The sequence below is a fragment of the Streptomyces roseofulvus genome, assembly GCF_039534915.1.
In the GTDB taxonomy this organism is placed as follows: Bacteria; Actinomycetota; Actinomycetes; order Streptomycetales; family Streptomycetaceae; genus Streptomyces; species Streptomyces roseofulvus.
The window spans coordinates 2,165,856-2,187,230 of sequence record NZ_BAAAWE010000001.1; the positions used below are offsets into that span (position 1 = coordinate 2,165,856).

Consider the following 21,375-nt stretch of genomic DNA (forward strand, 5'->3'; position numbering starts at 1 on the left):
GGAAGAACGCCACGGAGGCCAAGGTCATTCCCGGCGGCGGCCGGGGACGGGGCCGGAAACGCGAACCGGGGCCCGCTCCCCCGGAAGGGAGCGGGCCCCGGTGTGCTGCTAGCGACTAGCGCCGCTCAGCGGTGAGCCTGTTCAGCTCTGGCCGCCGGCGAGCTTCTCGCGGAGGGCGGCGAGGGCCTCGTCCGACGCCAGGGCGCCGGCGGAGTCGTCCGACTCGGAGGAGTAGGAGCCACCCGAGATGCCCGCACCGGCGTTGCCGGCGGCCGGGGCGGCAGCGCCCTCGGCAGCGGCGGCCTCGTCGGCCTCGCGGGACTTGATGACCTGCGCCTGGTGCTGCTCGAAGCGAGCCTGCGCCTCGGCGTACTGGGCCTCCCACGCCTCGCGCTGGGTCTCGTAGCCCTCGAGCCAGTCGTTGGTCTCGGGGTCGAAGCCCTCGGGGTAGATGTAGTTGCCCTGGTCGTCGTAGGACGCGGCCATGCCGTACAGGGTCGGGTCGAACTCGACCGACGCCGGGTCGGCACCGAAGGACTCGTTGGCCTGCTTCAGGGACAGCGAGATCCGGCGACGCTCGAGGTCGATGTCGATGACCTTGACGAAGATCTCGTCGTTGACCTGGACGACCTGCTCCGGGATCTCCACGTGGCGCTCGGCCAGCTCGGAGATGTGGACCAGACCCTCGATGCCCTCGTCCACGCGGACGAACGCACCGAACGGAACCAGCTTGGTGACCTTGCCGGGGACGACCTGGCCGATCTGGTGCGTGCGGGCGAACTGCTGCCACGGGTCCTCCTGCGTCGCCTTCAGCGACAGGGAGACACGCTCGCGGTCCATGTCCACGTCGAGAACCTCGACGGTGACCTCCTGGCCGACCTCGACGACCTCGGACGGGTGGTCGATGTGCTTCCAGGACAGCTCGGAGACGTGGACGAGACCGTCGACGCCGCCCAGGTCCACGAAGGCACCGAAGTTGACGATCGAGGACACGACGCCGGAGCGGACCTGACCCTTCTGGAGGGTCGTGAGGAAGGTCTGGCGGACCTCGGACTGGGTCTGCTCCAGCCAGGCACGGCGGGACAGGACCACGTTGTTGCGGTTCTTGTCCAGCTCGATGATCTTCGCCTCGAGCTCCTTGCCCACGTAGGGCTGGAGGTCGCGGACGCGACGCATCTCGACCAGGGAGGCCGGGAGGAAGCCGCGGAGGCCGATGTCGAGGATGAGACCACCCTTGACGACCTCGATGACGGTACCGGTGACGATGCCGTCCTCTTCCTTGATCTTCTCGATGGTGCCCCAGGCACGCTCGTACTGGGCGCGCTTCTTCGAGAGGATCAGGCGGCCTTCCTTGTCCTCCTTCTGGAGAACCAGGGCCTCGATCTCGTCGCCGACCTTGACGACCTCGTTGGGGTCGACGTCGTGCTTGATCGAGAGCTCGCGGCTCGGGATGACACCTTCGGTCTTGTAACCGATGTCGAGCAGGACCTCGTCCCGGTCGACCTTCACGATGACGCCGTCGACGATGTCGCCGTCGTTGAAGTACTTGATCGTCTCGTCGATCGCGGCGAGGAAGGCTTCCTCGTTACCGATGTCGTTGACCGCAACCTGCGGGGTGGTGGCGGTGGTCTCGGTGCTGCTCGTCATGTGGGAAAGGGCTCCGGTTACGGACAGAAAGTCGTAGGTACTGCTACGCCGAGAGCCCGTATCGCACTGAAGAAGCCGGACAGCCGATGAAGCGCCTCCCGGAGAACGGGGGCGCCTCGTAAACCGAGGGGACCGCAACAGGTGCGAGCGCGGCCTGCTCCGTCTGAGGCGCGCAGGCCCGCAGCGCAACCTTTAGCATACGGGGGCGGCCGGACAGGGTCAATGCGCGAAGCGCGCACCCGGGACAGAACCACGCAAACCCGGCACTACTGATGCCGGTTCGTGTCCACCCGTGCCTCATCGGCGGGGTCGGCCGGCAGGCGGCACTGAGCGCAAACTACATCGACGGGCGAGATGAACCAAGAGTACGAACACGAAGTGCCCCTCTCCTCGGACGAGGAGGAGGCGGAGGCCACCCGGCGTGACGCCGGGGACGCGGAGAGCAGCCGGGCCAGCCGGGGCTGGTGGGACCGGAACGCCGACGAGTACCAGAGCGAGCACGGCGCCTTCCTCGGCGACGACCGGTTCGTGTGGGGTCCGGAGGGGCTGGACGAGGCCGAGGCCGGGCTGCTCGGGCCGGCGGAGGGACTGAAGGGGCTCGACGTCCTGGAGATCGGCGCGGGCGCGGCGCAGTGCTCGCGGTGGCTGGCGGCGCGGGGCGCCCGGCCGGTGGCGCTCGACCTGTCGCACCGGCAGCTCCAGCACGCCCTGCGGATCGGCGGGGAGGTGCCGCTGGTGGAGGCGGACGCGGGGGCGCTGCCGTTCCGCGACGGTTCCTTCGACCTGGCGTGCTCGGCGTACGGGGCGGTGCCGTTCGTCGCCGATCCGGTGCGGGTCTTCCGCGAGGTGCGGCGGGTGCTGCGGCCGGGCGGCCGCTGGGTGTTCTCGGTGACGCATCCGATCCGCTGGGCGTTCCCGGACGAGCCGGGGCCGGAGGGCCTGTCGGTCGCCGCCTCCTATTTCGACCGGACGCCGTACGTCGAGCAGGACGAGACGGGGCGGGCGGTGTACGTGGAGCACCACCGGACGCTCGGCGACCGGGTGCGGGACGTGGTGGCCGGGGGCTTCCGGCTGGTGGACCTGGTCGAGCCGGAGTGGCCGGCGTGGAACAGCCAGGAGTGGGGAGGCTGGTCGCCGCTGCGGGGGAATCTGATCCCGGGCACGGCGATCTTCGTGTGCGAGCGCGAGGACTGAGACCGGAGCCGTTCGACGTCGGACCGCCACACCTGGAAGTCAGACAGTCGTACTTGTAGGCGGGCCTGTGGACAACCGGGCCCGCCTTTTTTCCTTCCCGTACGAGACTGAGTGCGTGATCCGACACGACGTACTCGATCTGCTTCCCGTCCGCCATGCCGTTCCCGAGCTGCTGGCCGCGCTCGCCGAGCGCGGCACGGCGGTGCTGCACGCGCCGCCCGGCACCGGCAAGACCACGCTGGTGCCGCTCGCGCTCGCGGGGCTCATAGGGGACGGGCCGGAGCGGCGGGTGCTGGTGGCCGAGCCGCGCCGGATGGCGGTGCGGGCGGCGGCCGCGCGGATGGCGTGGCTGCTGGGCCAGGAGGTCGGCGGGGCGGTCGGCTTCTCCGTGCGCGGGGAGCGGCGGGCCGGACCGGCGACCCGGGTCGAGGTGGTGACGACGGGCATCCTCCTCCAGCGGCTCCAGCGGGACCCGGAGCTCGCGGGGGTGGACGTGGTGCTGCTCGACGAGTGTCACGAGCGGCATCTGGACGCCGACACGGCCCTGGCGTTCCTGGTGGACGTGCGGGCCGCGCTGCGACCGGAGCTGGGGCTCGTCGCGGCCTCGGCGACCAGCGACGCGGAGGCGTGGGCGCGGCTGCTGACCGCCCAGGAGGGCGGCGGGCCGGCGCCGGTGGTGCGCAGCGAGGGCGAGGGGCACGGGTTCGCGGTGCGTCATGTGCCGCCGCCGGCGGCGATCCGGCCTGCGCACGGCACCTGGGTGGATCCCGCGCTGTTGCGGCATGTGGCGGCGACGGTGCGGGAGGCGCTGGCCCGGCACGAGGGCGACGTCCTCTGCTTCCTGCCCGGCACGGGCGAGATCGCGCGGACGGCGGGGCTGCTCGACGGGGTGGACGCGGAGGTGCTCCAGCTGCACGGGCGGGCTCCGGCGGCGGTCCAGGACGCGGTGCTGCGGGGCGCGGGGCCGGACGGGCGGCGGCGGGTGGTGCTGTCGACGTCGGTGGCGGAGTCGAGCCTCACGGTGCCGGGGGTGCGCGTCGTGGTGGACGCGGGGCTGGCCCGGGAGCCGCGGATGGATCACGCCCGGGGGCTGGGGTCGCTGGCGACGGTTCCGGTGTCGGCCGCGGCGGCGACGCAGCGGGCCGGGCGTGCGGGGCGGGAGGCGCCGGGCACGGTCTACCGGTGCTGGGCGGAGGCGGAGGAGAGCGGCCGGGCGCGGTTCCCGGCGCCGGAGATCCGGATCGCGGATCTGGCCGACTTCGCGCTGCGGGTCGCCTGCTGGGGCGATCCGACGGCGGAGGGGCTGGCGCTGCTCGACGCGCCGTCGGCCGGGGCGCTGGCGGCGGCGCGCTCGGTGCTGGAGGCGATCGGGGCGGTGGACGCGGCGGGGAAGGCGACCGGGCGGGGCGAGCGGATGGCCCGGCTGGGTCTGCATCCACGGCTCGGGCGGGCGCTGCTGGACGGGGCGGCCGAGGTGGGGGTGCGGCGGGCGGCCGAGGTGGTGGCGCTGCTGAGCGAGGAGCCGCCGCGGGAGTACGGGGACGATCTGACGGCCGCCTGGCGCGCGGCCCGGCGGGGCGGGGACGGGTACGGGGTGCGCTGGCGGGCGGAGGTGCGGCGGCTGGAGCGGGCGGCGGCCGCGGAGGGCGGTGCCGGGGAGAGGGGAGCCGGGGAAGGGGCGGCAGCCGGTGGTGCGGCCGGGGAGGACTCGGTGGCGGGGGTGGTGACGGCGCTGGCGTTCCCGGAGCGGGTGGCGCGGGCGCGGGAGCGGGGCGGGCATCTGATGGTGTCCGGCAGCGGGGCGCGGCTCGCGGAGGGCTCCGGGCTGCGGTCGGCGCCGTGGCTGGCGGTGGCGGTGGCGGACCGGACGGCCCGCGACGCGACGGCGCGGGTGCGGCTGGCGGCGGTGGTGGACGAGGCCGTGGCGCGGCGGGCGGCGGGCCGGCTGTTCCGGTCGGGCGAGGAGGTGCGCTGGGAGGACGGCGATGTGGTCGCGCGGTCGGTGGAGCGGCTGGGCGCGGTGGAGCTGACGGTGCGCCCGCTGGGGGCGGCGGCCGATCCGGTGCTGGTGCGGGAGGCGCTGCTCGACGGGTTGCGGCGGGAGGGGACGGGGCTGCTGCGGTGGAGTCGGGAGGCGGTGGAGCTGCGGGAGCGGCTGGCGTTCCTGCGCGAGGCGGTCGGCGGAGCGTGGCCGGACGTGTCGGAGGAGGCGCTGGTGGAGCGGGCCGAGGAGTGGCTGGAGCCGGAGCTGTCGCGGGCGGCGCGGCGGGCGGATCTGGGGCGGATCGACGCCGGGGAGGCGTTGCGGCGGCTGCTGCCGTGGGCCTCGGGCGAGGCGGGGCGGCTCGACGAGCTGGCCCCGGAGCGGATCGAGGTGCCGAGCGGTTCGCGGATCCGGGTGGCGTACGGGGAGGGGCGGCCGGTGCTGGCGGTGAAGCTGCAGGAGATGTTCGGGCTGGACGGGACGCCGACGGTGGCGGGGGTGCCGGTGCTGGTGCACCTGCTCTCCCCCGCCGGCCGGCCGGCGGCGGTCACGGCGGATCTGGCCTCGTTCTGGCGGGAGGGCTACCGGGCGGTGCGGGCGGAGCTGCGGGGGCGGTACCCGAAGCATCCGTGGCCGGAGGACCCGTCCTCGGCGGAGCCGACCCGGCACACGAGCGCGCGGCTCAGACGGGAGGGCTGACGGGCTCGCGTGCCGGCCCCGGGGCGGTTCCGGGGGCGGGGCGGCGGGAGCGGGCCTCCAGCCAGAGGGCGAGGGCGAGCAGGAGGAGGGCGAGGACGGTGAAGGTCCACGGCAGCCAGGAGACGAGGAGGAGGACGGTGGTGCGGTTGGAGGAGACCAGCTCGACGGTGTCGGCGACGTAGTCCTCCCTGATCTTCACGTGGCCGGCGAAGACGGTGACGGTGTCCTTGCCCGTGAGGGCCTTGGCGCCGCGGAGCTCCTCCTTGTGGATCTCCTCGCCGTTGACGGGGGCTCCGGTGACGGGCTCGACCCAGAACATGCGCTTGGTGGTGTACCAGCGGGTGAGGCCCATGCTCGCGATGACGTCGGGGGTGATGCCCTCGACCGGCATGGTCTTGGGCATGGGGACCCGGGTCCAGGGGATGGTCTGCTCGTAGTAGTAGACCTCCAGGCCACGGAAGGTGCGGGTGCCCACGTAGTGGATGGGGGACGAGGTGCGGGTCTGGGCGTCGAAGTAGAGGTAGTCGCGCTTCTCGGTGAGGAAGGGCCATTTGAACTCGATGCCCTCGCGGGTGACCGGGTCGCCGTCGACCATCTCGCCGGGGACGTTCACGGGTTCCTGGGTGTGCGCGTCGAACACGTACCGCTCGGGGATCTTGGACACCATCGCGCCGTCGGGCCCCATGACGTAGGAGAGGCCGTCCCAGACGACGACGTCGCGGTCGGTGCCGCGCTCGATCCGCTTCGACTCCTCCACGTTGCCCTTGAGGGTCTGGACGATCGTGATCTTCTCGACCTCGCGGGCCTTGAGGGTGCCGTAGTCGAGGAGGGTCGCGGGGCGGGCCTCCAGGACCATCTCCTGGTACTGGTTCGGCGGGATCTTGGCCAGCCGGGGGAAGGCGTACCAGCGCAGGGTGGGGGCCATGGCGGCGAGGAAGACCGCGAGGGAGAGGAGGACGAGGCTGGCTCGGCGGCGCACGGGGGCTCCCTACTTCTTCGGGCCGGGGTCGGCGGTGAGCAGGGGTCTGGGCGAGGTGGGTCCGTCGGGCGGCAGATCGACCACGGAGACGAGCAGGACGAAGAGCAGGACGGGTACGAGTCCGATGGCTGCGGCGACGAGGGCGCGCATGTCGGCCTCCCGGCAGGTGATCTGATGGGTCGTCAGGGCGGGGGCACCGTAGCAACGCGACCGTGAGATGAGAACAGCCCGTGGCGGGACGGACGGAAACGCGCGCCGCCCCCGGCGTCCCGGGAGGGACGCGGCGGGGGCGGCGCGGAGGAGGGGTGGCGCGGATCAGCCGGTGGGCGACGGGCTGGTGGACGGCGAGGACGACGTGGAGCCGGACGCGGTGGGCGCGGGCTCGGTGGTCGGCGCCGGGTCCGGGGTCGGCTCGGTCGTGGGCGGCGGCGTGGTGGCCGGGGCGGTGACGGTGAGCGTCAGCTTCACCGTGCCGCCGCCGGGCGCGGTGAGCCAGAGGACGTAGTCGCCGGCCTTCTCGCCCGCCACGAGGTCGCCGATGGACAGCCGGCCCTGGGCATCGGTCTTCAGGACCCTGGTGCGGATCGGGTTGCCCGCGGCGTCCTTGCCGAAGGAGGGGCCGTCGGCGCTCTGCGTCGGCGCGTCCGTCGAGTCGGCGACCACCGCGGTGACGCTCACCCCGGCGGCGAGCGCGCCGCCGAGGCGGGCCTCGACCGTGACGCCGGCGTAGCCGGCGCCGGTCTGGGCGGTCAGGGCGGTGTCGCCGATCCGGGCGAGGGCGTCGGCCTTGCGGACCTCGACGGTCGCCTTCAGTTCGGCGGCCGGCAGGGAGCGGCCGGGGACGGTGGCCCGGATGGTGAAGGGCTCGGCCTTCGCGCCGGCGCGGAGGGCGGGGGCCTTGGCGACGCCCCGCGCGTCCGAGGTGACGGTGACCGTGGTGGCGCCGGCGGGGAAGCGGGCGTCGGTGGTGGCGGGCAGCTCGAAGCGGACGCTGACACCGGCGACCGGGCGGCCCGAGGCGTCCACGGCGGTGACGGTCGCCGCCTGGGCGAAGGTGCTCTCGGTGACCGCGGTCAGCACCGCCGTGCCGGGCCTGAGGCGGGCGACCCGGAGCGTCGGCGGGACCTCGACGGGCGTGGCGACGGGCGGCCGGGTGGGGTCGGTGGTCGGCGGCTTCGTCGGCTCGGTCGGCTTGGGCGCGGGCGAGGGCGGGGTGGTCTCGCTGGGCTTCGGCGCCGGCTTGTGCGGCGAGGGGCTTGTGCTCGGGGCGGGCGAGTCCGGCGAGGCGGATCCGGACGGGCGGACCGTCCGGCCGGTGACGGGCCGGTCGCTGCGGTCGACCGGGAGCACACCGGTGCCGTCCGGGACGGTGTGGGCGCCGCGCCCGTAGTACTCGAACCAGGAGAGGACGGTGTTCAGGTACTCCGTGGAGCGGTTGTAGCTGAGGATCGCCCGGTCGAGGTCGGCCTTGATGGCCAGGTTCCGGCCGCCGGCGCACAGGTACATGCCCGCGGCCTGGGCGGCGTCGTAGATGTTGTTGGGGTCCTTCTTCCCGTCGCCGTTGGCGTCCTGGCCCCAGGTGGCCCAGGTGGACGGGATGAACTGCATGGGGCCGACGGCCCGGTCGTGGGTGGTGTCGCCGTCGAAGGCGCCGTCGTCGGTGTCCGAGATGTTGGCGAAGCCGACCCCGTCGAGGACCGGTCCGAGGATCGGGGCGAGGGTGGTGCCGTTGGCGTCCACGCGGCCGCCGCGGGCCTGGCCGGACTCGACCTTGCCTATGCCGGCGAGGAGTTGCCAGGGCAGGTTGCAGGAGGGGTCGGTGGCGCGGACCGACGCCTCGGCGCGGCGGTAGGCGGCGAGGACGGTCGAGGGTATGCCGGCCGCGGCCGGGCCGGTGACGATCGGCACCGTGGGCGAGGTCGGCAGCGCGCCGGGCCGGTTCGGCGAGTTCAGCGGCGGCAGGTCGGTGTAGTACGGCGAGTCGCCGGTGGCCGAGCCGCCGTCGATGCCGCCGGCGGGGCTGGTGGCGTCGCCGGCGCCGATGGCACGGTCGCCGTTGAGGTTGTCGGTGGGCGGCGGGATCGCTCCCGGCCCCTGCGAGGCGGCCAGCGCCGCGACCGCGGCCGCCACGATCGCTCCACTCGTGGCGCCCCTGCGCAGGCGGCGGCCGAATTGCGCTGCCATACCGTGCACCCCTCCCCAAATCGACTGGAACCGCACGCTCCCCGCGTGTGGCCTCAGGCGACCCTATGCGATGTCCGTATCACGGGACACCAGCACCTGACCGGGTTTCACGCTTTCGTCACCCCTTGGCCTCCCGTCGGCCGGACACGGAGGTCCGGACTCCGGTGTCCCGGAGGCGTCGCGGGAACCGTCCGGACGGTGCGGCGCCTCTTGCCGGGCGGACCGATCATCCGTACGACCAGGAGGTTCCTTCCGTGCCCTTCACCCTGAGTCACGCCGCCGCGGTCCTGCCGGCCTTGCGGCGGGACGGGACCGCGCGCGGACCGCTCGTCGCCTCCGCCCTGGTCGCCGGCAGTTTCGCCCCCGACCTCACCTACTTCGCGGCGACGGTGGTGCCCGGGGCGATGGAGTTCGGGGAGGTGACCCACTCCCCCGCCGGGATCGTCACCGTCGACGTGCTCCTCGCGGCCGTCCTGGTGGGGCTCTGGCTGACGGTGCGTGAGCCGCTGGTGGGGCTGTTGCCGGGGCGGTGGCGCGGACCGGTGCACACGGTGGTGCGCGGGCGGCCGTGGCGGGGGCGCCGACCGGCCGGGCTCGCCCTCGCGTTCGCCGGGTCGGCGGCGCTCGGCGCGGCCACGCACGTCGTCTGGGACACCTTCACCCACATCGACCGGTGGGGGACGCGGACGATCCCGTTCCTGGCGGAGGTCGTGGCCGGGTTCCCGGTCTACCTGTACGCGCAGTACGGGGGTTCGGCGCTGGCGCTCGGTCTGCTCGGCTGGTTCACCGCCCGGGCGCTGCGGTCGGTGCCGGCCGGGACGGAGCCGTCCGCCGCGGTGCCGGTGCCGGGCCGGCGGGGGCGGCGGGCGGCGCTGCTGCTGATCGGGGGCTGTGTGCTCGCCGGGGTCGCGCACCGGGTGCTGCGCTGGGCGGCGTACTGGGGCTGGGGCCGGATCGAGACCCCGCTCGACATCATCCCGACCGCCTGTTTCGGGGCGGGCGCGGGGCTCGTCGCGGGGCTGCTGCTGTACGGGACGGCCGCCCGGCTGCGAGGGCGGGGAGCGGCCCAGGCCCCCGCTCCGGCAGGGGAAGAAGTCCCGGCCGACCGGGCGGCGCGCTCCCGTCCGGGCGTTCGCTGATCCGGGACTCCGGGGTGAAGCCGCGGGCGGCGGGGGCGCCGGAGAGCCGGCGGTGGACGGCGGCGGAGACCCGCTCCAGGGTGCGGACGCCGTGGCTCATGACGGCGTTGTCGTGGCTGAGCAGGGCCATCCGGTAGTCGGCGGCCCCGGCGGCGGAGCCCGTACCCCGGACGATGCCGACGCTGTGGACGCGCCAGCCGTGGGTGGCGCGGGGCAGCCAGCCGTTCTTGAGGTGGACCTTGACCGTGCGGGGCGCGCCCGCGGTGACGCCCCACGCCTGGCTCGCCACGACCTGGCCCATGAGGGCGAGGGCCCGGGGGTGCCGGGAGACGGCGGCGAGGAGGGCGAGCTGGTCGCGGGCGGTGGTGCGGGTGAGGCCCCAGTAGCGGTCGTGGCCGGGGACGGTGTCGCGGGCGCCGGCCGCGCGCAGGACGCGGTCGAGGCGGGCGCGGGAGAGGCCCTGCCAGAGCGCGGCGGCCGCGGCGTTGTCGGAGCGGGTGATCATCGCCTTGAGGCGCCGGGTCTCCAGGGTGGTGGGCCGCCGGCCGAGTTCCGCCGCGCGGCCGAGGACGGCGTGCAGGATCAGGACCTTGGCGACGCTGGCGGAGTCGTAGCGCCGGGTGTCGTCGAGCCGGCAGCGCAGTCCGCGCGCGGGGGCGTGGACGGCGACGGCGACCGTGCCGGCGCGGCCGGCGAGCGCGGCGGTGATGTCCCGGGAGAGCCGGGCGGCGAGGTCCGGCTCGCGGGCCGAGGCGCAGGCGGCGGGCGGCCGCTGGGCCTCGGCGGGCGGGGCGGTGCCGGCGGCCGCCAGCAGGGCGCCGAGCAGGGCCCAGCCGCGCAGCCGGGAGCGGCGGATCGTGATCACGCTCCCCAGTCTCGGGAGCGCTGCCGCCCGGCCGCCCCCGGAGTGCGCCACCTGGCGCACACGCCGGTGGCCGCACCCCCGCGCGGCGGTGCGGCCACCGGTGGAGCGCCGTGGGTCAGTGCGCGGCGGAGTCCCAGTCCGGGCCGACGCCGACGGAGACGTCGAGCGGGGCGCGGAGGTCGGCGGCGGCCGACATCTGCTCGCGGACCAGGGCCTCGACCCGCTCGCGCTCGCCGGGGGCGATCTCCAGCACGATTTCGTCGTGGACCTGGAGGAGCATCCGGGAGGCGAGGCCGGCCTCGGTGAGGGCCTGGTCGACCTTGAGCATGGCGACCTTGACGATGTCGGCGGCGGTGCCCTGGATCGGGGCGTTGAGCGCCATCCGCTCGGCGGCCTCGCGGCGCTGGCGGTTGTCGCTGTTGAGGTCGGGCAGGTAGCGGCGGCGTCCGAGCATGGTCTCGGTGTAGCCGGTGGCGCGGGCCTCGTCGACGACCCGGCGCAGGTAGTCCCGCACGCCGCCGAAGCGCTCGAAGTAGGTGTCCATCAGACCGCGGGCCTCGCCCGGGTCGATGTTCAGCTGCTGCGAGAGGCCGAAGGCGGAGAGGCCGTAGGCGAGGCCGTACGACATGGCCTTGATCTTGCGGCGCATCTCGGCGTCGACGGCGGACCGCTCGACGCCGAAGACCTGGGAGGCGACGGTGGTGTGCAGGTCCTCGCCGGAGGTGAACGCCTCGATCAGGCCCTCGTCCTCGGAGAGGTGGGCCATGACCCGCAGCTCGATCTGGCTGTAGTCGGCGGTCATGAGGGACTCGAAGCCCTCGCCGACGACGAAGCCGTGCCGGATGGCGCGGCCCTCGTCCGTCCGCACCGGCACGTTCTGCAGGTTGGGGTCGGTCGAGGAGAGGCGGCCGGTGGCGGCGACGGTCTGGCTGAAGGTGGTGTGGATCCGGCCGTCGGCGGCGACGGTCTTGATCAGGCCCTCGACGGTGGAGCGGAGCCGGGCCTGCTCGCGGTGGCGCAGCATGATGACCGGCAGCTCGTGCTCGGTCTGGGCGGCCAGCCAGGCGAGGGCGTCGGCGTCGGTGGTGTAGCCGGTCTTGGTCTTCTTGGTCTTCGGGAGGTTGAGCTCGCCGAAGAAGACCTCCTGGAGCTGCTTGGGCGAGCCGAGGTTGAACTCGTGGCCGACGGAGGCGTGGGCCTCCTTGACGGCCTGCTGCACGGCCCCGGCGAACTGCTGCTCCATGGCCTCCAGGTGGTCGCGGTCGGCGGCGATGCCGTGCCGCTCCAGGCGGGCGAGGAGGACGGAGGTGGGCAGCTCCACGTCGTACAGCAGGCCGCGGGCGCCGACCTCGTCGAGCTTGGTCTCGAACGCGGTGCCGAGGTCGAGGACGGCGCGGGCCTGGGTCATCAGGGCCTCGGCCTCGGCGTGGTCCTCGGCGCCGAAGGCGAGCTGGCCCTCGGAGGCGGCGGGGGGGGCGAGCTCGCGGCCGAGGTACTCCAGGGAGAGGGCGTCCAGCGCGAAGGAGCGGCGGCCGGGCTTGACCAGGTACGCGGCGAGCGCGGTGTCCATGGTGACGCCGGCCAGGCTCCAGCCGTGCTCGGGGAAGACCCGCAGGGCGCCCTTGGCGTTGTGCAGGACCTTGGGGCGCTCCGGGTCGGAGATCCAGGCGGCCCAGGCCCGCTCGTCGGCCTCGTCCAGCTCGCTCGGGTCGAACCAGGCGGCCTCGCCGCCGGCGCCGGCCAGGGCGACCTCGGAGACGCTGCCGGTGCCGAGCGCCCAGGCGTCGACGGTGGCGACGCCGAGCGGCTGCTCGCCGTGGGCGGCCAGCCAGGGGGCGAGCTCGCCGGAGCCGAGGACGGTGAAGTCGAGCTCGACGCCGGGGGCGGGGGCCGGCTCGGCGGCCTCGGCGGCACCCGGGTCGACGGCGAGCAGCCGCTCGCGCAGCGAGGGGTTGCGGATCTCCAGGGTGTCGAGGACGAGGGCGACGGCCTTGCGGTCGTACGGCTCGCGGGCCAGGTCGGCGACGGTCTTCGGCAGCTCGACGTCCCGGACCATCTCGGTGAGGACGCGGTTGAGCTTGACCGACTCCAGGTGGTCCCGGAAGTTCTGCCCGGCCTTGCCCTTGACCTCCTCGGCGCGCTCGACCAGCTCGGCGAAGGAGCCGAACTGGTTGATCCACTTGGCGGCGGTCTTCTCGCCGACGCCGGGGATGCCCGGGAGGTTGTCGGACGGGTCGCCGCGCAGGGCGGCGAAGTCGGGGTACTGGGAGGGGGTGAGGCCGTACTTCTCCTGGACCTTCTCCGGGGTGAAGCGGGTCAGCTCGGAGACGCCCTTGGTGGGGTAGAGCACGGTGGTGTGGTCGGTGACCAGCTGGAAGGAGTCCCGGTCGCCGGTGACGATGAGGACCTCGAAGCCCTCGGCCTCGGCCTGGGTGGCGAGGGTGGCGATGACGTCGTCGGCCTCGAAGCCGTCGACGGCGAACCGCGGCGCGCGCATCGCGTCGAGGAGTTCGCCGATCAGCTCGACCTGGCCCTTGAACTCGTCGGGGGTCTTGGAGCGGTTCGCCTTGTACTCGGGGAACTCCTCGGACCGCCAGGTCTTGCGGGACACGTCGAAGGCGACCGCGAAGTGCGTGGGCGCCTCGTCGCGCAAGGTGTTCGCCAGCATCGACGCGAAGCCGTAGATCGCGTTGGTCGGCTGCCCGGTCGCGGTGGTGAAGTTCTCCGCGGGCAGCGCGAAGAACGCCCGGTACGCGAGCGAGTGCCCGTCCATGAGGAGCAGGCGGGGGCGGGTGTCTGCGGGGTTCTTCGATGCTGTCTCGGCCACACGACGATCCTGCCACGGACCGCCGACAATCCCGTCCACACCGGTCGGGGTGCCGGGCTGTCGGCGGTCCGTGACAGGATCGGAGACGTACGCCGCACGTTGATCGCCCAGGTGATCGCTCAAGGGAGAGCGCGATGGTCAGCAAGCCGCCCGCCGGTGACCCGGTCCAGGACGCACCGCAGGTCACGCCGCCGCAGCACGCCGCGGCCGGCCTGCCCGCCATCGGGCACACCCTGCGGATCGCGCAGGAGCAGATGGGGGCCGTGCGCACGGCGCGGACGCTGCTCAAGGTCAACCAGAAGGACGGCTTCGACTGTCCGGGCTGTGCCTGGCCGGAGGGCGACAAGCGGCACCTCGCGGAGTTCTGCGAGAACGGGGCGAAGGCGGTCGCCGAGGAGGCGACGCTGCGGCGGGTGACGCCGGAGTTCTTCGCCGCGCACCCGGTGGCGGAGCTGGCGGGGCGGAGCGGTTACTGGCTCGGGCAGCAGGGCCGGATCACGAGTCCGATGCTCCTCCCGGAGGGCGGCGACCGCTACGAGCCGGTGACCTGGGAGCGGGCCTTCGCGATCATCGCGGAGGAGCTGACCGCGCTGTCCTCCCCCGACGAGGCGCTCTTCTACACCTCGGGTCGGACCAGCAACGAGGCGGCGTTCCTGCTCCAGCTCTTCGCGCGCGAGTTCGGCACCAACAACCTCCCGGACTGCTCGAACATGTGCCACGAGTCCTCGGGCTCGGCGCTGACCGAGACGATCGGCATCGGCAAGGGCAGCGTCTCCCTGGAGGACCTGCACCGGGCGGACCTGATCATCGTGGCGGGGCAGAACCCGGGCACGAACCATCCGCGGATGCTGTCGGCGCTGGAGAAGGCGAAGGCCGGGGGCGCGCGGATCATCTCGGTGAACCCGCTGCCGGAGGCGGGCCTGGAGCGGTTCAAGAACCCGCAGACCCCGCAGGGCATGCTGCGCGGGGCGGCGCTGACCGATCTCTTCCTGCAGATCCGGATCGGCGGCGACCAGGCCCTCTTCCGGCTGCTCAACAGGCTGGTCCTGGAGACGCCCGGGGCGGTCGACGAGGAGTTCGTACGGGACCACACCCACGGCTTCGAGGAGTTCGCGGCGGCGGCCGGGGAGGCCGGCTGGGAGGAGACCCTCGCCGCGACGGGGCTGTCCCGCGCGGAGATCGAGCGGGCCCTGGAGATGGTGCTGGCCTCGGAGCGGACGATCGTGTGCTGGGCGATGGGCCTGACCCAGCACAAGCACTCCGTGCCGACCATCCGCGAGGTGGTCAACCTGCTGCTGCTCCGGGGGAACATCGGGCGGCCCGGCGCGGGCGTGTGCCCGGTGCGCGGGCATTCGAACGTGCAGGGCGACCGGACGATGGGCATCTTCGAGCGTCCGGCGCCGGCCTTCCTGGACGCGCTGGACAAGGAGTTCGGGATCGTCTCGCCGCGTCACCACGGCTTCGACGTGGTGCGGTCCATCCAGGCACTGCGGGACGGCGAGGCGAAGGTCTTCTTCGCGATGGGCGGGAACTTCGTCGGCGCGACCCCGGACACCGAGGTGACCGAGGCGGCGATGCGCAACGCCCGGCTGACCGTGCACGTGTCGACGAAGCTGAACCGTTCGCACGCGGTGACCGGCCGGCGGGCGCTGATCCTGCCGACGCTGGGGCGCACGGACAAGGACGTGCAGAAGAGCGGGCGCCAGTTCGTGACGGTCGAGGACTCGATGGGGCTGGTGCACGCCTCGCGCGGCAACCTGCCGCCGGCGAGTCCGCATCTGCTCTCCGAGCCGGCGATCGTGGCGCGGCTGGCGCGGGCGGTGCTCGGCGAGGCGTCGAGGACGCCGTGGGAGGCGTTCGAGGCGGACTACGCGGCGGTGCGGGACCGGATCGCGCGCGTGGTGCCGGGCTTCGAGGACTTCAACGCGCGTCTCGCGGCGAACCCGGGCGGGTTCGCGCTGCCGCACGCGCCGCGGGACGAGCGGCGTTTCCCGACGAAGACCGGGAAGGCCAATTTCACGGCGGCGCCGGTGGAGTACCCGAGGGTGCCGGAGGGCCGGCTGCTGCTGCAGACGCTCCGTTCGCACGATCAGTACAACACCACGATCTACGGCCTCGACGACCGCTACCGGGGGATCCGGGGCGGCCGCCGGGTGGTGCTGGTGCACCCGGAGGACGCGGCGGCGCTGGGCTTCGCCGACGGGGCGTACGCGGATCTGGTGAGCGAGTGGTCGGACGGCAGCGAGCGGCGCGCGCCCGGTTTCCGGGTGGTGCACTATCCGACCGCGCGGGGGTGCGCGGCGGCGTACTACCCGGAGACGAACGTGCTGGTGCCGCTGGAGTCGACGGCCGACATCAGCAACACCCCCGCGAGCAAGTCCGTGATCGTGCGTCTGGAAGAATCACCGCAACCGTCCGCCTAAGCGCTTGCTCAGCCAGCGGAGGGCGGGGAGGATCAGCCGTACGAAGACGAACGGAGCCGGGTCATGGGTGAGCAGCAGCACGTGAAGTTCCCGCAGGAGGTCATCGACGAGTACGCCGCGCTCGGCGTGGATCTGCCGGCGCTCTTCTCGGCGGGACACCTGGGGAACCGGATGGGCGTGCAGATCCTGGAGGCGTCGGCGGAGCGGGTCGTCGGCACCATGCCGGTGGAGGGGAACACCCAGCCGTACGGGCTGCTGCACGGCGGCGCCTCGGCGGTGCTCGCGGAGACGCTCGGTTCGGTGGGTTCGATGCTGCACGGCGGATCGTCGAAGATCGCGGTGGGCGTGGACCTGAACTGCACGCACCACCGGGGCGCGCGGAGCGGTCTGGTGACCGGTGTGGCGACTCCGGTGCACCGCGGGCGGTCGACGGCGACGTACGAGATCGTCATCAGCGACGAGGAGGGCCGCCGGGTCTGCTCGGCCCGTCTGACCTGCATGCTGCGGGAGGTCGGCCCGCTGGACGCGGGCAACCTGCCGCAGGAGGCGCGGCTCAACGGCGCCTGAGCCGCGGCCGGTCGGCCGGTTTCACGAAGGGGGCGGTACGCGGAGGCGTACCGCCCCCTTCGGCGTCCCCGGCGCCGGATCGCCGGCGGCGTCCGGTCGCGCCCCGCCGGCGACAGGAACGCGTCCGGTCACCGTGCGCTCACCAATTCCCGTCCCTCCAGGGCGTTTTCACGCCAGGCCCTCCCAACTCACGGGCCTCGGAGGTACGTTCGAAAGCGAGTGGTTCCGGCCGATCGCGGGGGCGGCCGCCCGTCCCGCCGACCCCCGCCTCCGTCACACTCCGTGACCATGGACGGGAGGTGCCACAGAGGGCCCGAGGCTTGACATCCGTCCGCTCAGTTCGGGCGCCCTGTCCGATATCCGGAGAGTCGACGAACTCGCCCGTCAGTACCAAGATTCACTCAAGCCCCTTAGCGGAACTGCGCGTTCTCAGTATGTGAACACCTTGTTACACGTCGCTATGCCCGGATTTGCATGGACCTCTCAGCCCCGCTCCCCCCGTCGGCATAACAAGACAGTCACATCCTTCACCCGCCGCTCCCAGACCCTCCCCACCTGCGCCTAGAGTCACCGCCAGTCACCGCGCCACTGGGCGCGACCTACTGCACGGCCTCGTATCAGCACTCAGTACGGCCCGGCAATCACCAACGGCACCTCTTGCTCCGCAGCTCCACGGCACCGCCTCGGCAGAGGGGGCCGCGCCAGGGAAAGGACCCTTCGTGCGAAACCGTTCGTTGCTCATACTCACCACCGCGGTCACCGCGGGAGCGCTCACCCTCACCGCCTGCGGTTCGCGCGACGACAAGGGCAAGGGCGGCGACGGCTCCGGCGAGGGCGGCGGCATCACCGTCACCATCGGCCTGGACGCCCCGCTCACCGGCGAGCTGACCGCCCTCGGCCTGGGCATCAAGAACTCGGCCGACCTCGCGGTCAACACGGCCAACAAGAAGGAGTACGTCAAGGGCGTCACCTTCAAGCTGGTCGCCCTCGACGACCAGGCCCAGCCGTCGTCCGGCCAGCAGAACGCCACCAAGCTGGTCGCCGACAAGTCCGTCCTCGGCGTGGTCGGCCCGCTGAACTCCGGCGTCGCCGAGTCCATGCAGAAGGTCTTCGACGACGCGAAGCTGGTCCAGGTCTCCCCGGCCAACACCAACCCGGCGCTGTCCCAGGGCCCGAACTGGGCCTCCGGCGACAAGAAGCGCGGCTACAAGTCGTACTTCCGCACCGCCACCACGGACGCCATCCAGGGCCCGTTCGCCGCCCAGTACGTCTTCAAGGACGCCAAGAAGACCAAGGCGTTCATCATCGACGACAAGAAGACCTACGGCGCCGGCCTCGCGGGCACCTTCAAGGGCGAGTTCGAGAAGCTCGGCGGCAAGGTCGTCGGCACCCAGCACATCGACCCGGACACCAAGGACTTCTCCGCGGTCGCCACCCAGGTCAAGAGCTCCGGCGCGGACGTCGTCTACTACGGTGGCGAGTACCCGGCCGCCGGCCCGCTGGCCAAGCAGATCAAGGAGGCCGGCGCCAAGGTCACCGTCGTCGGCGGTGACGCGCTCTTCTCCCCCGAGTACGTCAAGCTCGCCGGTGCCGCCGCGGCCGAGGGCGACATCGCCACCTCGGTCGGCGCCCCGATCGAGTCCCTCAACTCCGCCAAGGAGTTCCTGGCCAACTACAAGGCCGCGAACTACAAGGAGGCCTTCGAGGCCTACGGCGGCTACTCCTACGACTCGACCTGGGCCATCATCGAGGCCGTCAAGAAGGTCGTCGAGGGCAACGGCGGCAAGCTCCCGGACGACGCCCGCGCCAAGGTCGTCGAGGCCGTCCAGGGCGTCTCCTTCGAGGGCGTGACCGGCTCGGTCTCCTTCGACGAGTTCGGTGACACCACCAACAAGCAGCTCACCGTCTACCAGGTCCAGGGCGGCGCCTTCAAGCCGGTCAAGTCCGGCACCTTCGGCGGCTGATCCTCAGCTCCACCCCAGCACCACTCTGCACCACTCAGCACCACCTTTCACCGCGCGGGGGGCCGCACACCACAGGCACCCCGCGCGGTGTCATATCCGTCGAAAGTCTCGGAGGACAATGCGGTGAACGAACTGCCGCAGCAGCTGGTCAACGGCCTGCTACTGGGATCCATGTACGGGCTGGTCGCCGTCGGCTACACGATGGTCTACGGCATCGTCCAGCTCATCAACTTCGCCCACGGCGAGATCTTCATGACCGGCGGCTTCGGGGCCCTGACGGTCTGGCTCATCCTGCCCGGCGGCACCAGCATGTGGGTCGCGCTGCCCCTCATGATCATCGGTGCCGTGATCGTCGCGACGGCGATAGCCGTCGGAGCGGAACGGTTCGCCTACCGTCCGCTCCGTGGCGGCCCGCGCCTCGCGCCGCTCATCACGGCCATCGGTCTCTCGCTCGCCCTGCAGTACGCCGTCTGGGTCTGGTACCCGGAGGCCAAGTCCGCCCGGACCTTCCCGCAGATCCCCGGCGGCCCGATCGAGCTGGGCTCGGTCACCATCCAGACCGGTGACATCTTCCTCGTGATCGCGGCCCCGATCTGCATGGCCTTCCTCGCCTTCTTCGTCATGCGCACCCGCACCGGGCGCGGCATGCAGGCCACGGCGCAGGACCCGGACACCGCGAAGCTCATGGGCGTCAACACCGACCGCATCATCGTGATCGCGTTCGCCCTCGGCGCCGTGTTCGCCGCCGTCGGCGCCGTCGCCTACGGCCTCAAGTACGGCGTCGTCGACTACAAGATGGGCTTCCTCCTCGGACTGAAGGCGTTCACCGCCGCCGTCCTCGGCGGCATCGGCAACATCTACGGCGCCATGATCGGCGGCCTCGTCCTCGGCGTCGCCGAGACGATGGCGACCGCCTACGTCGACCAGATCCCCGGTATGGAGCAGCTCGGCGGCCAGTCCTGGGCCAACGTCTGGGCCTTCGTACTCCTCATCGTCGTCCTCCTCGCCAGGCCCCAGGGCCTGCTCGGCGAGCGCGTCGCGGACAGGGCGTGAGCACCATGACCACCATCTCCGAGAACCCCCAGGCCCCCGCCGCCGCGGAGGCCGCCAAGACCGCCGACCGCGGCCTCGTCGGCCTCATGCCGGAGCCGATCGCCCGCGCCGTCGCGCTCGGCGGCTCCCTGCTCACCATCGTGAGCTGCTTCCTCGCCTGGACCTGGGACCCCGGCTTCCCGGGCGACCTCACCGTCTACGGCTACCCGGCGGGCCTCCAGCTCCAGGTCCTGCTGCTCGGTGCCCTGACCGCCCTCTTCACCCTCTCCTCGTACGGGATCAAGGGACTCGGCTGGCTGACGCCGGCCGGCGCCGACGCCGCCATCAAGTTCGGCGCGCTGGCCTCCTTCGCCACCGCCTGGTTCACCCTCGGCGCCATCAGCGTCGACCTCGGCGGCCTGGTCAACCTGGAGCCCGGCGGCATCGTGCTCGCCGTGGCCACCCTCGCCACCCTGCTCGCCGCCCTCGACCTGCCCTTCACGCGCCCCTCCGTGCTGCCGGTCGACCCGGAGGACACCCGCTGGGACCAGCACAAGCAGCAGCGGCGCAACCACTGGGCCGCCGTCAAGGCCGCCTTCTCCGCCCCCCACCCGGTGCGGAAGCTCCCGCCGCTGCCGTCCGCCGTCGAGATCCTGATCATCGCGGTGGTCCTCGGCCTGGCGCTCGGCGTCTTCACCTACGGCATCGGCACCGAGTACGACGAGCTGTTCCTCGGCTTCCTGATCACGGCCGGCCTCGGCTTCGCCGCCATCAGCGCCTCCGGTCTGCTGAAGCAGGCCACGCAGCTCACCTCGAAGCACCAGAACCTGTCGATCGCGGGCGCGTTCATCGCCGCGGCGCTGTTCCCCTTCACCCAGACCGACGACCAGTACGCGACGCTCGGCGTCTACATCCTGATCTTCGCCACGGTCGCCCTGGGCCTGAACATCGTCGTCGGCCTCGCCGGTCTGCTCGACCTCGGATACGTGGCCTTCCTCGGCGTCGGCGCCTACGCGGCGGCCCTCGTCTCGGGCGCCCCGACCTCGCCCTTCGGCGTGCACTTCCCCTTCTGGGCGGCCATCCTGGTCGGCGCCGCGGCCTCCGTGGTCTTCGGCGTCCTGATCGGCGCCCCCACCCTGCGGCTGCGCGGCGACTACCTCGCCATCGTGACCCTCGGCTTCGGTGAGATCTTCCGCATCGCGGTGATGAACACCGACGGCACCTCGGGCCCGGACATCACCAACGGCTCCAACGGCATCGCGTCCATCCCGAACCTGAACTTCTTCGGATTCGACTTCGGCCAGACGCACACCATCGCCGGCTTCACCATCGGCCGCTTCGCCAACTACTTCTTCCTGATGCTGCTGATCATGGCGGTCGTCGTGCTGGTCTTCCGGCGCTCGGGCGACTCCCGCATCGGCCGCGCCTGGGTGGCGATCCGCGAGGACGAGACCGCCGCGCTCGCGATGGGCATCAACGGCTTCCGGGTGAAGCTGATCGCCTTCGCGCTCGGCGCCGGCCTGGCCGGCCTCGCCGGCACGGTGCAGGCCCACGTCACGTACACCGTGACGCCGGAGCAGTACCTCTTCGCCGGTCCGATCCCGCCCAACTCCGCCTTCCTGCTCGCGGCCGTCGTCCTCGGCGGCATGGGCACGATGAGCGGCCCGCTGGTCGGCGCGGCCCTGCTCTTCCTCATCCCGAACAAGCTCCAGTTCATGGGCGAGTACCAGCTCTTCGCCTTCGGCGTGGCGCTCATCCTGATCATGCGCTTCCGTCCGGAGGGCATCGTGGCCGACAAGCGCCGTCAGCTGGAGTTCCACGAGCACGACGAGCAGCCGGCCGCTGAGCCCGCCAAGGCAGGTGCCTGAACC

The 21,375-nt window shown here is 72.7% G+C and carries 13 protein-coding genes and 1 pseudogene; 8 read left to right on the top strand and 6 right to left on the bottom strand.

Translation table 11 applies throughout. The features are described from left to right. Positions 1 to 141 precede the first annotated feature (141 nt). Positions 142 to 1,647, bottom strand: coding sequence for a 30S ribosomal protein S1 (gene rpsA / locus ABFY03_RS09990; protein WP_031002689.1), 1,506 nt, complete (start codon positions 1,645 to 1,647; stop codon positions 142 to 144). A gap of 354 nt (positions 1,648 to 2,001) precedes the next feature. Here rpsA and ABFY03_RS09995 point away from each other — a divergent pair, with 354 nt between their 5' ends. Together ABFY03_RS09995 and hrpB are read left to right on the top strand one after the other, a co-directional pair. Beyond that, positions 2,002 to 2,841 (top strand): class I SAM-dependent methyltransferase, encoded by an 840-nt coding sequence (locus ABFY03_RS09995; RefSeq protein ID WP_319011143.1) that lies wholly within the window; start codon positions 2,002 to 2,004, stop codon positions 2,839 to 2,841. A 115-nt stretch (positions 2,842 to 2,956) separates the two neighbouring features. Further along, positions 2,957 to 5,524 (top strand): ATP-dependent helicase HrpB, encoded by a 2,568-nt coding sequence (gene hrpB / locus ABFY03_RS10000; RefSeq protein WP_346169713.1) that lies wholly within the window; start codon positions 2,957 to 2,959, stop codon positions 5,522 to 5,524. Here hrpB and pgfA read toward each other — a convergent pair. The 3 genes from pgfA to ABFY03_RS10015 form a co-directional block, all read right to left on the bottom strand. Continuing rightward, positions 5,508 to 6,503 carry a cell envelope lipid trafficking protein PgfA gene (gene pgfA, locus ABFY03_RS10005; RefSeq protein ID WP_346169714.1) on the bottom strand — a complete coding sequence of 332 codons (996 nt, stop codon included), beginning with the start codon at positions 6,501 to 6,503 and terminating at the stop codon, positions 5,508 to 5,510. The two genes, hrpB and pgfA, sit on opposite strands and share 17 nt — an antisense overlap. A gap of 9 nt (positions 6,504 to 6,512) precedes the next feature. Continuing rightward, positions 6,513 to 6,653: an SPW_0924 family protein gene (locus ABFY03_RS10010; RefSeq protein ID WP_107049178.1), complete on the bottom strand. Its 141-nt coding sequence runs from the start codon at positions 6,651 to 6,653 to the stop codon at positions 6,513 to 6,515. 165 nt (positions 6,654 to 6,818) lie between these two features. Next, a complete protein-coding gene (locus tag ABFY03_RS10015) occupies positions 6,819 to 8,687 on the bottom strand; it encodes a lytic murein transglycosylase (RefSeq protein ID WP_319011146.1) in 1,869 nt (622 codons plus the stop codon). Between the two features lie 254 nt (positions 8,688 to 8,941). Here ABFY03_RS10015 and ABFY03_RS10020 point away from each other — a divergent pair, with 254 nt between their 5' ends. Next, positions 8,942 to 9,826 carry a DUF4184 family protein gene (locus ABFY03_RS10020; protein WP_346169715.1) on the top strand — a complete coding sequence of 295 codons (885 nt, stop codon included), beginning with the start codon at positions 8,942 to 8,944 and terminating at the stop codon, positions 9,824 to 9,826. Between the two features lie 175 nt (positions 9,827 to 10,001). On the opposite strand, the pseudogene ABFY03_RS10025 reads toward ABFY03_RS10020, so the two are convergent. Together ABFY03_RS10025 and polA are read right to left on the bottom strand one after the other, a co-directional pair. After that, positions 10,002 to 10,331 (bottom strand): annotated as a pseudogene (locus tag ABFY03_RS10025) (serine hydrolase); the annotation flags it as partial. A gap of 475 nt (positions 10,332 to 10,806) precedes the next feature. Continuing rightward, complete coding sequence (gene polA, locus ABFY03_RS10030; protein WP_346169716.1) at positions 10,807 to 13,518, bottom strand: DNA polymerase I; 2,712 nt, start codon at positions 13,516 to 13,518, stop codon at positions 10,807 to 10,809. A gap of 134 nt (positions 13,519 to 13,652) precedes the next feature. On the opposite strand from polA, the gene ABFY03_RS10035 reads away from it, so the two are divergent. The 5 genes from ABFY03_RS10035 to ABFY03_RS10055 all read left to right on the top strand — a co-directional run bounded on the left by ABFY03_RS10035 (position 13,653) and on the right by ABFY03_RS10055 (position 21,372). Beyond that, positions 13,653 to 15,941, top strand: coding sequence for an FdhF/YdeP family oxidoreductase (locus tag ABFY03_RS10035; RefSeq protein WP_346169717.1), 2,289 nt, complete (start codon positions 13,653 to 13,655; stop codon positions 15,939 to 15,941). A gap of 63 nt (positions 15,942 to 16,004) precedes the next feature. After that, a complete protein-coding gene (locus tag ABFY03_RS10040) occupies positions 16,005 to 16,508 on the top strand; it encodes a PaaI family thioesterase (RefSeq protein WP_319013814.1) in 504 nt (167 codons plus the stop codon). Positions 16,509 to 17,227: 719 nt separating this feature from the next. Then, on the top strand, positions 17,228 to 18,472 hold the full coding sequence (locus ABFY03_RS10045; RefSeq protein WP_319013813.1) for a branched-chain amino acid ABC transporter substrate-binding protein: 1,245 nt from the start codon (positions 17,228 to 17,230) through the stop codon (positions 18,470 to 18,472). Positions 18,473 to 18,595: 123 nt separating this feature from the next. Then, entirely contained in the window at positions 18,596 to 19,525 is a 930-nt protein-coding gene (locus ABFY03_RS10050) for a branched-chain amino acid ABC transporter permease (RefSeq protein WP_031002668.1), read from the top strand. Between the two features lie 5 nt (positions 19,526 to 19,530). Then, positions 19,531 to 21,372, top strand: coding sequence for a branched-chain amino acid ABC transporter permease (locus ABFY03_RS10055; RefSeq protein ID WP_346169718.1), 1,842 nt, complete (start codon positions 19,531 to 19,533; stop codon positions 21,370 to 21,372). The last annotated feature ends 3 nt before the right edge of the window (positions 21,373 to 21,375 follow it).

What these genes read in the sequence shown, in the direction of transcription:
- ABFY03_RS09995 (WP_319011143.1), top strand. Translation starts at nt 2,002, where the DNA reads ATGAACCAAGAGTACGAACACGAAGTGCCCCTCTCCTCGGACGAGGAG.
- ABFY03_RS10010 (WP_107049178.1), bottom strand. Translation starts at nt 6,653, where the DNA reads ATGCGCGCCCTCGTCGCCGCAGCCATCGGACTCGTACCCGTCCTGCTC.
- ABFY03_RS10015 (WP_319011146.1), bottom strand. Translation starts at nt 8,687, where the DNA reads ATGGCAGCGCAATTCGGCCGCCGCCTGCGCAGGGGCGCCACGAGTGGA.
- ABFY03_RS10055 (WP_346169718.1), top strand. Translation starts at nt 19,531, where the DNA reads ATGACCACCATCTCCGAGAACCCCCAGGCCCCCGCCGCCGCGGAGGCC.
- ABFY03_RS10040 (WP_319013814.1), top strand. Translation starts at nt 16,005, where the DNA reads ATGGGTGAGCAGCAGCACGTGAAGTTCCCGCAGGAGGTCATCGACGAG.
- ABFY03_RS10035 (WP_346169717.1), top strand. Translation starts at nt 13,653, where the DNA reads ATGGTCAGCAAGCCGCCCGCCGGTGACCCGGTCCAGGACGCACCGCAG.
- rpsA (WP_031002689.1), bottom strand. Translation starts at nt 1,647, where the DNA reads ATGACGAGCAGCACCGAGACCACCGCCACCACCCCGCAGGTTGCGGTC.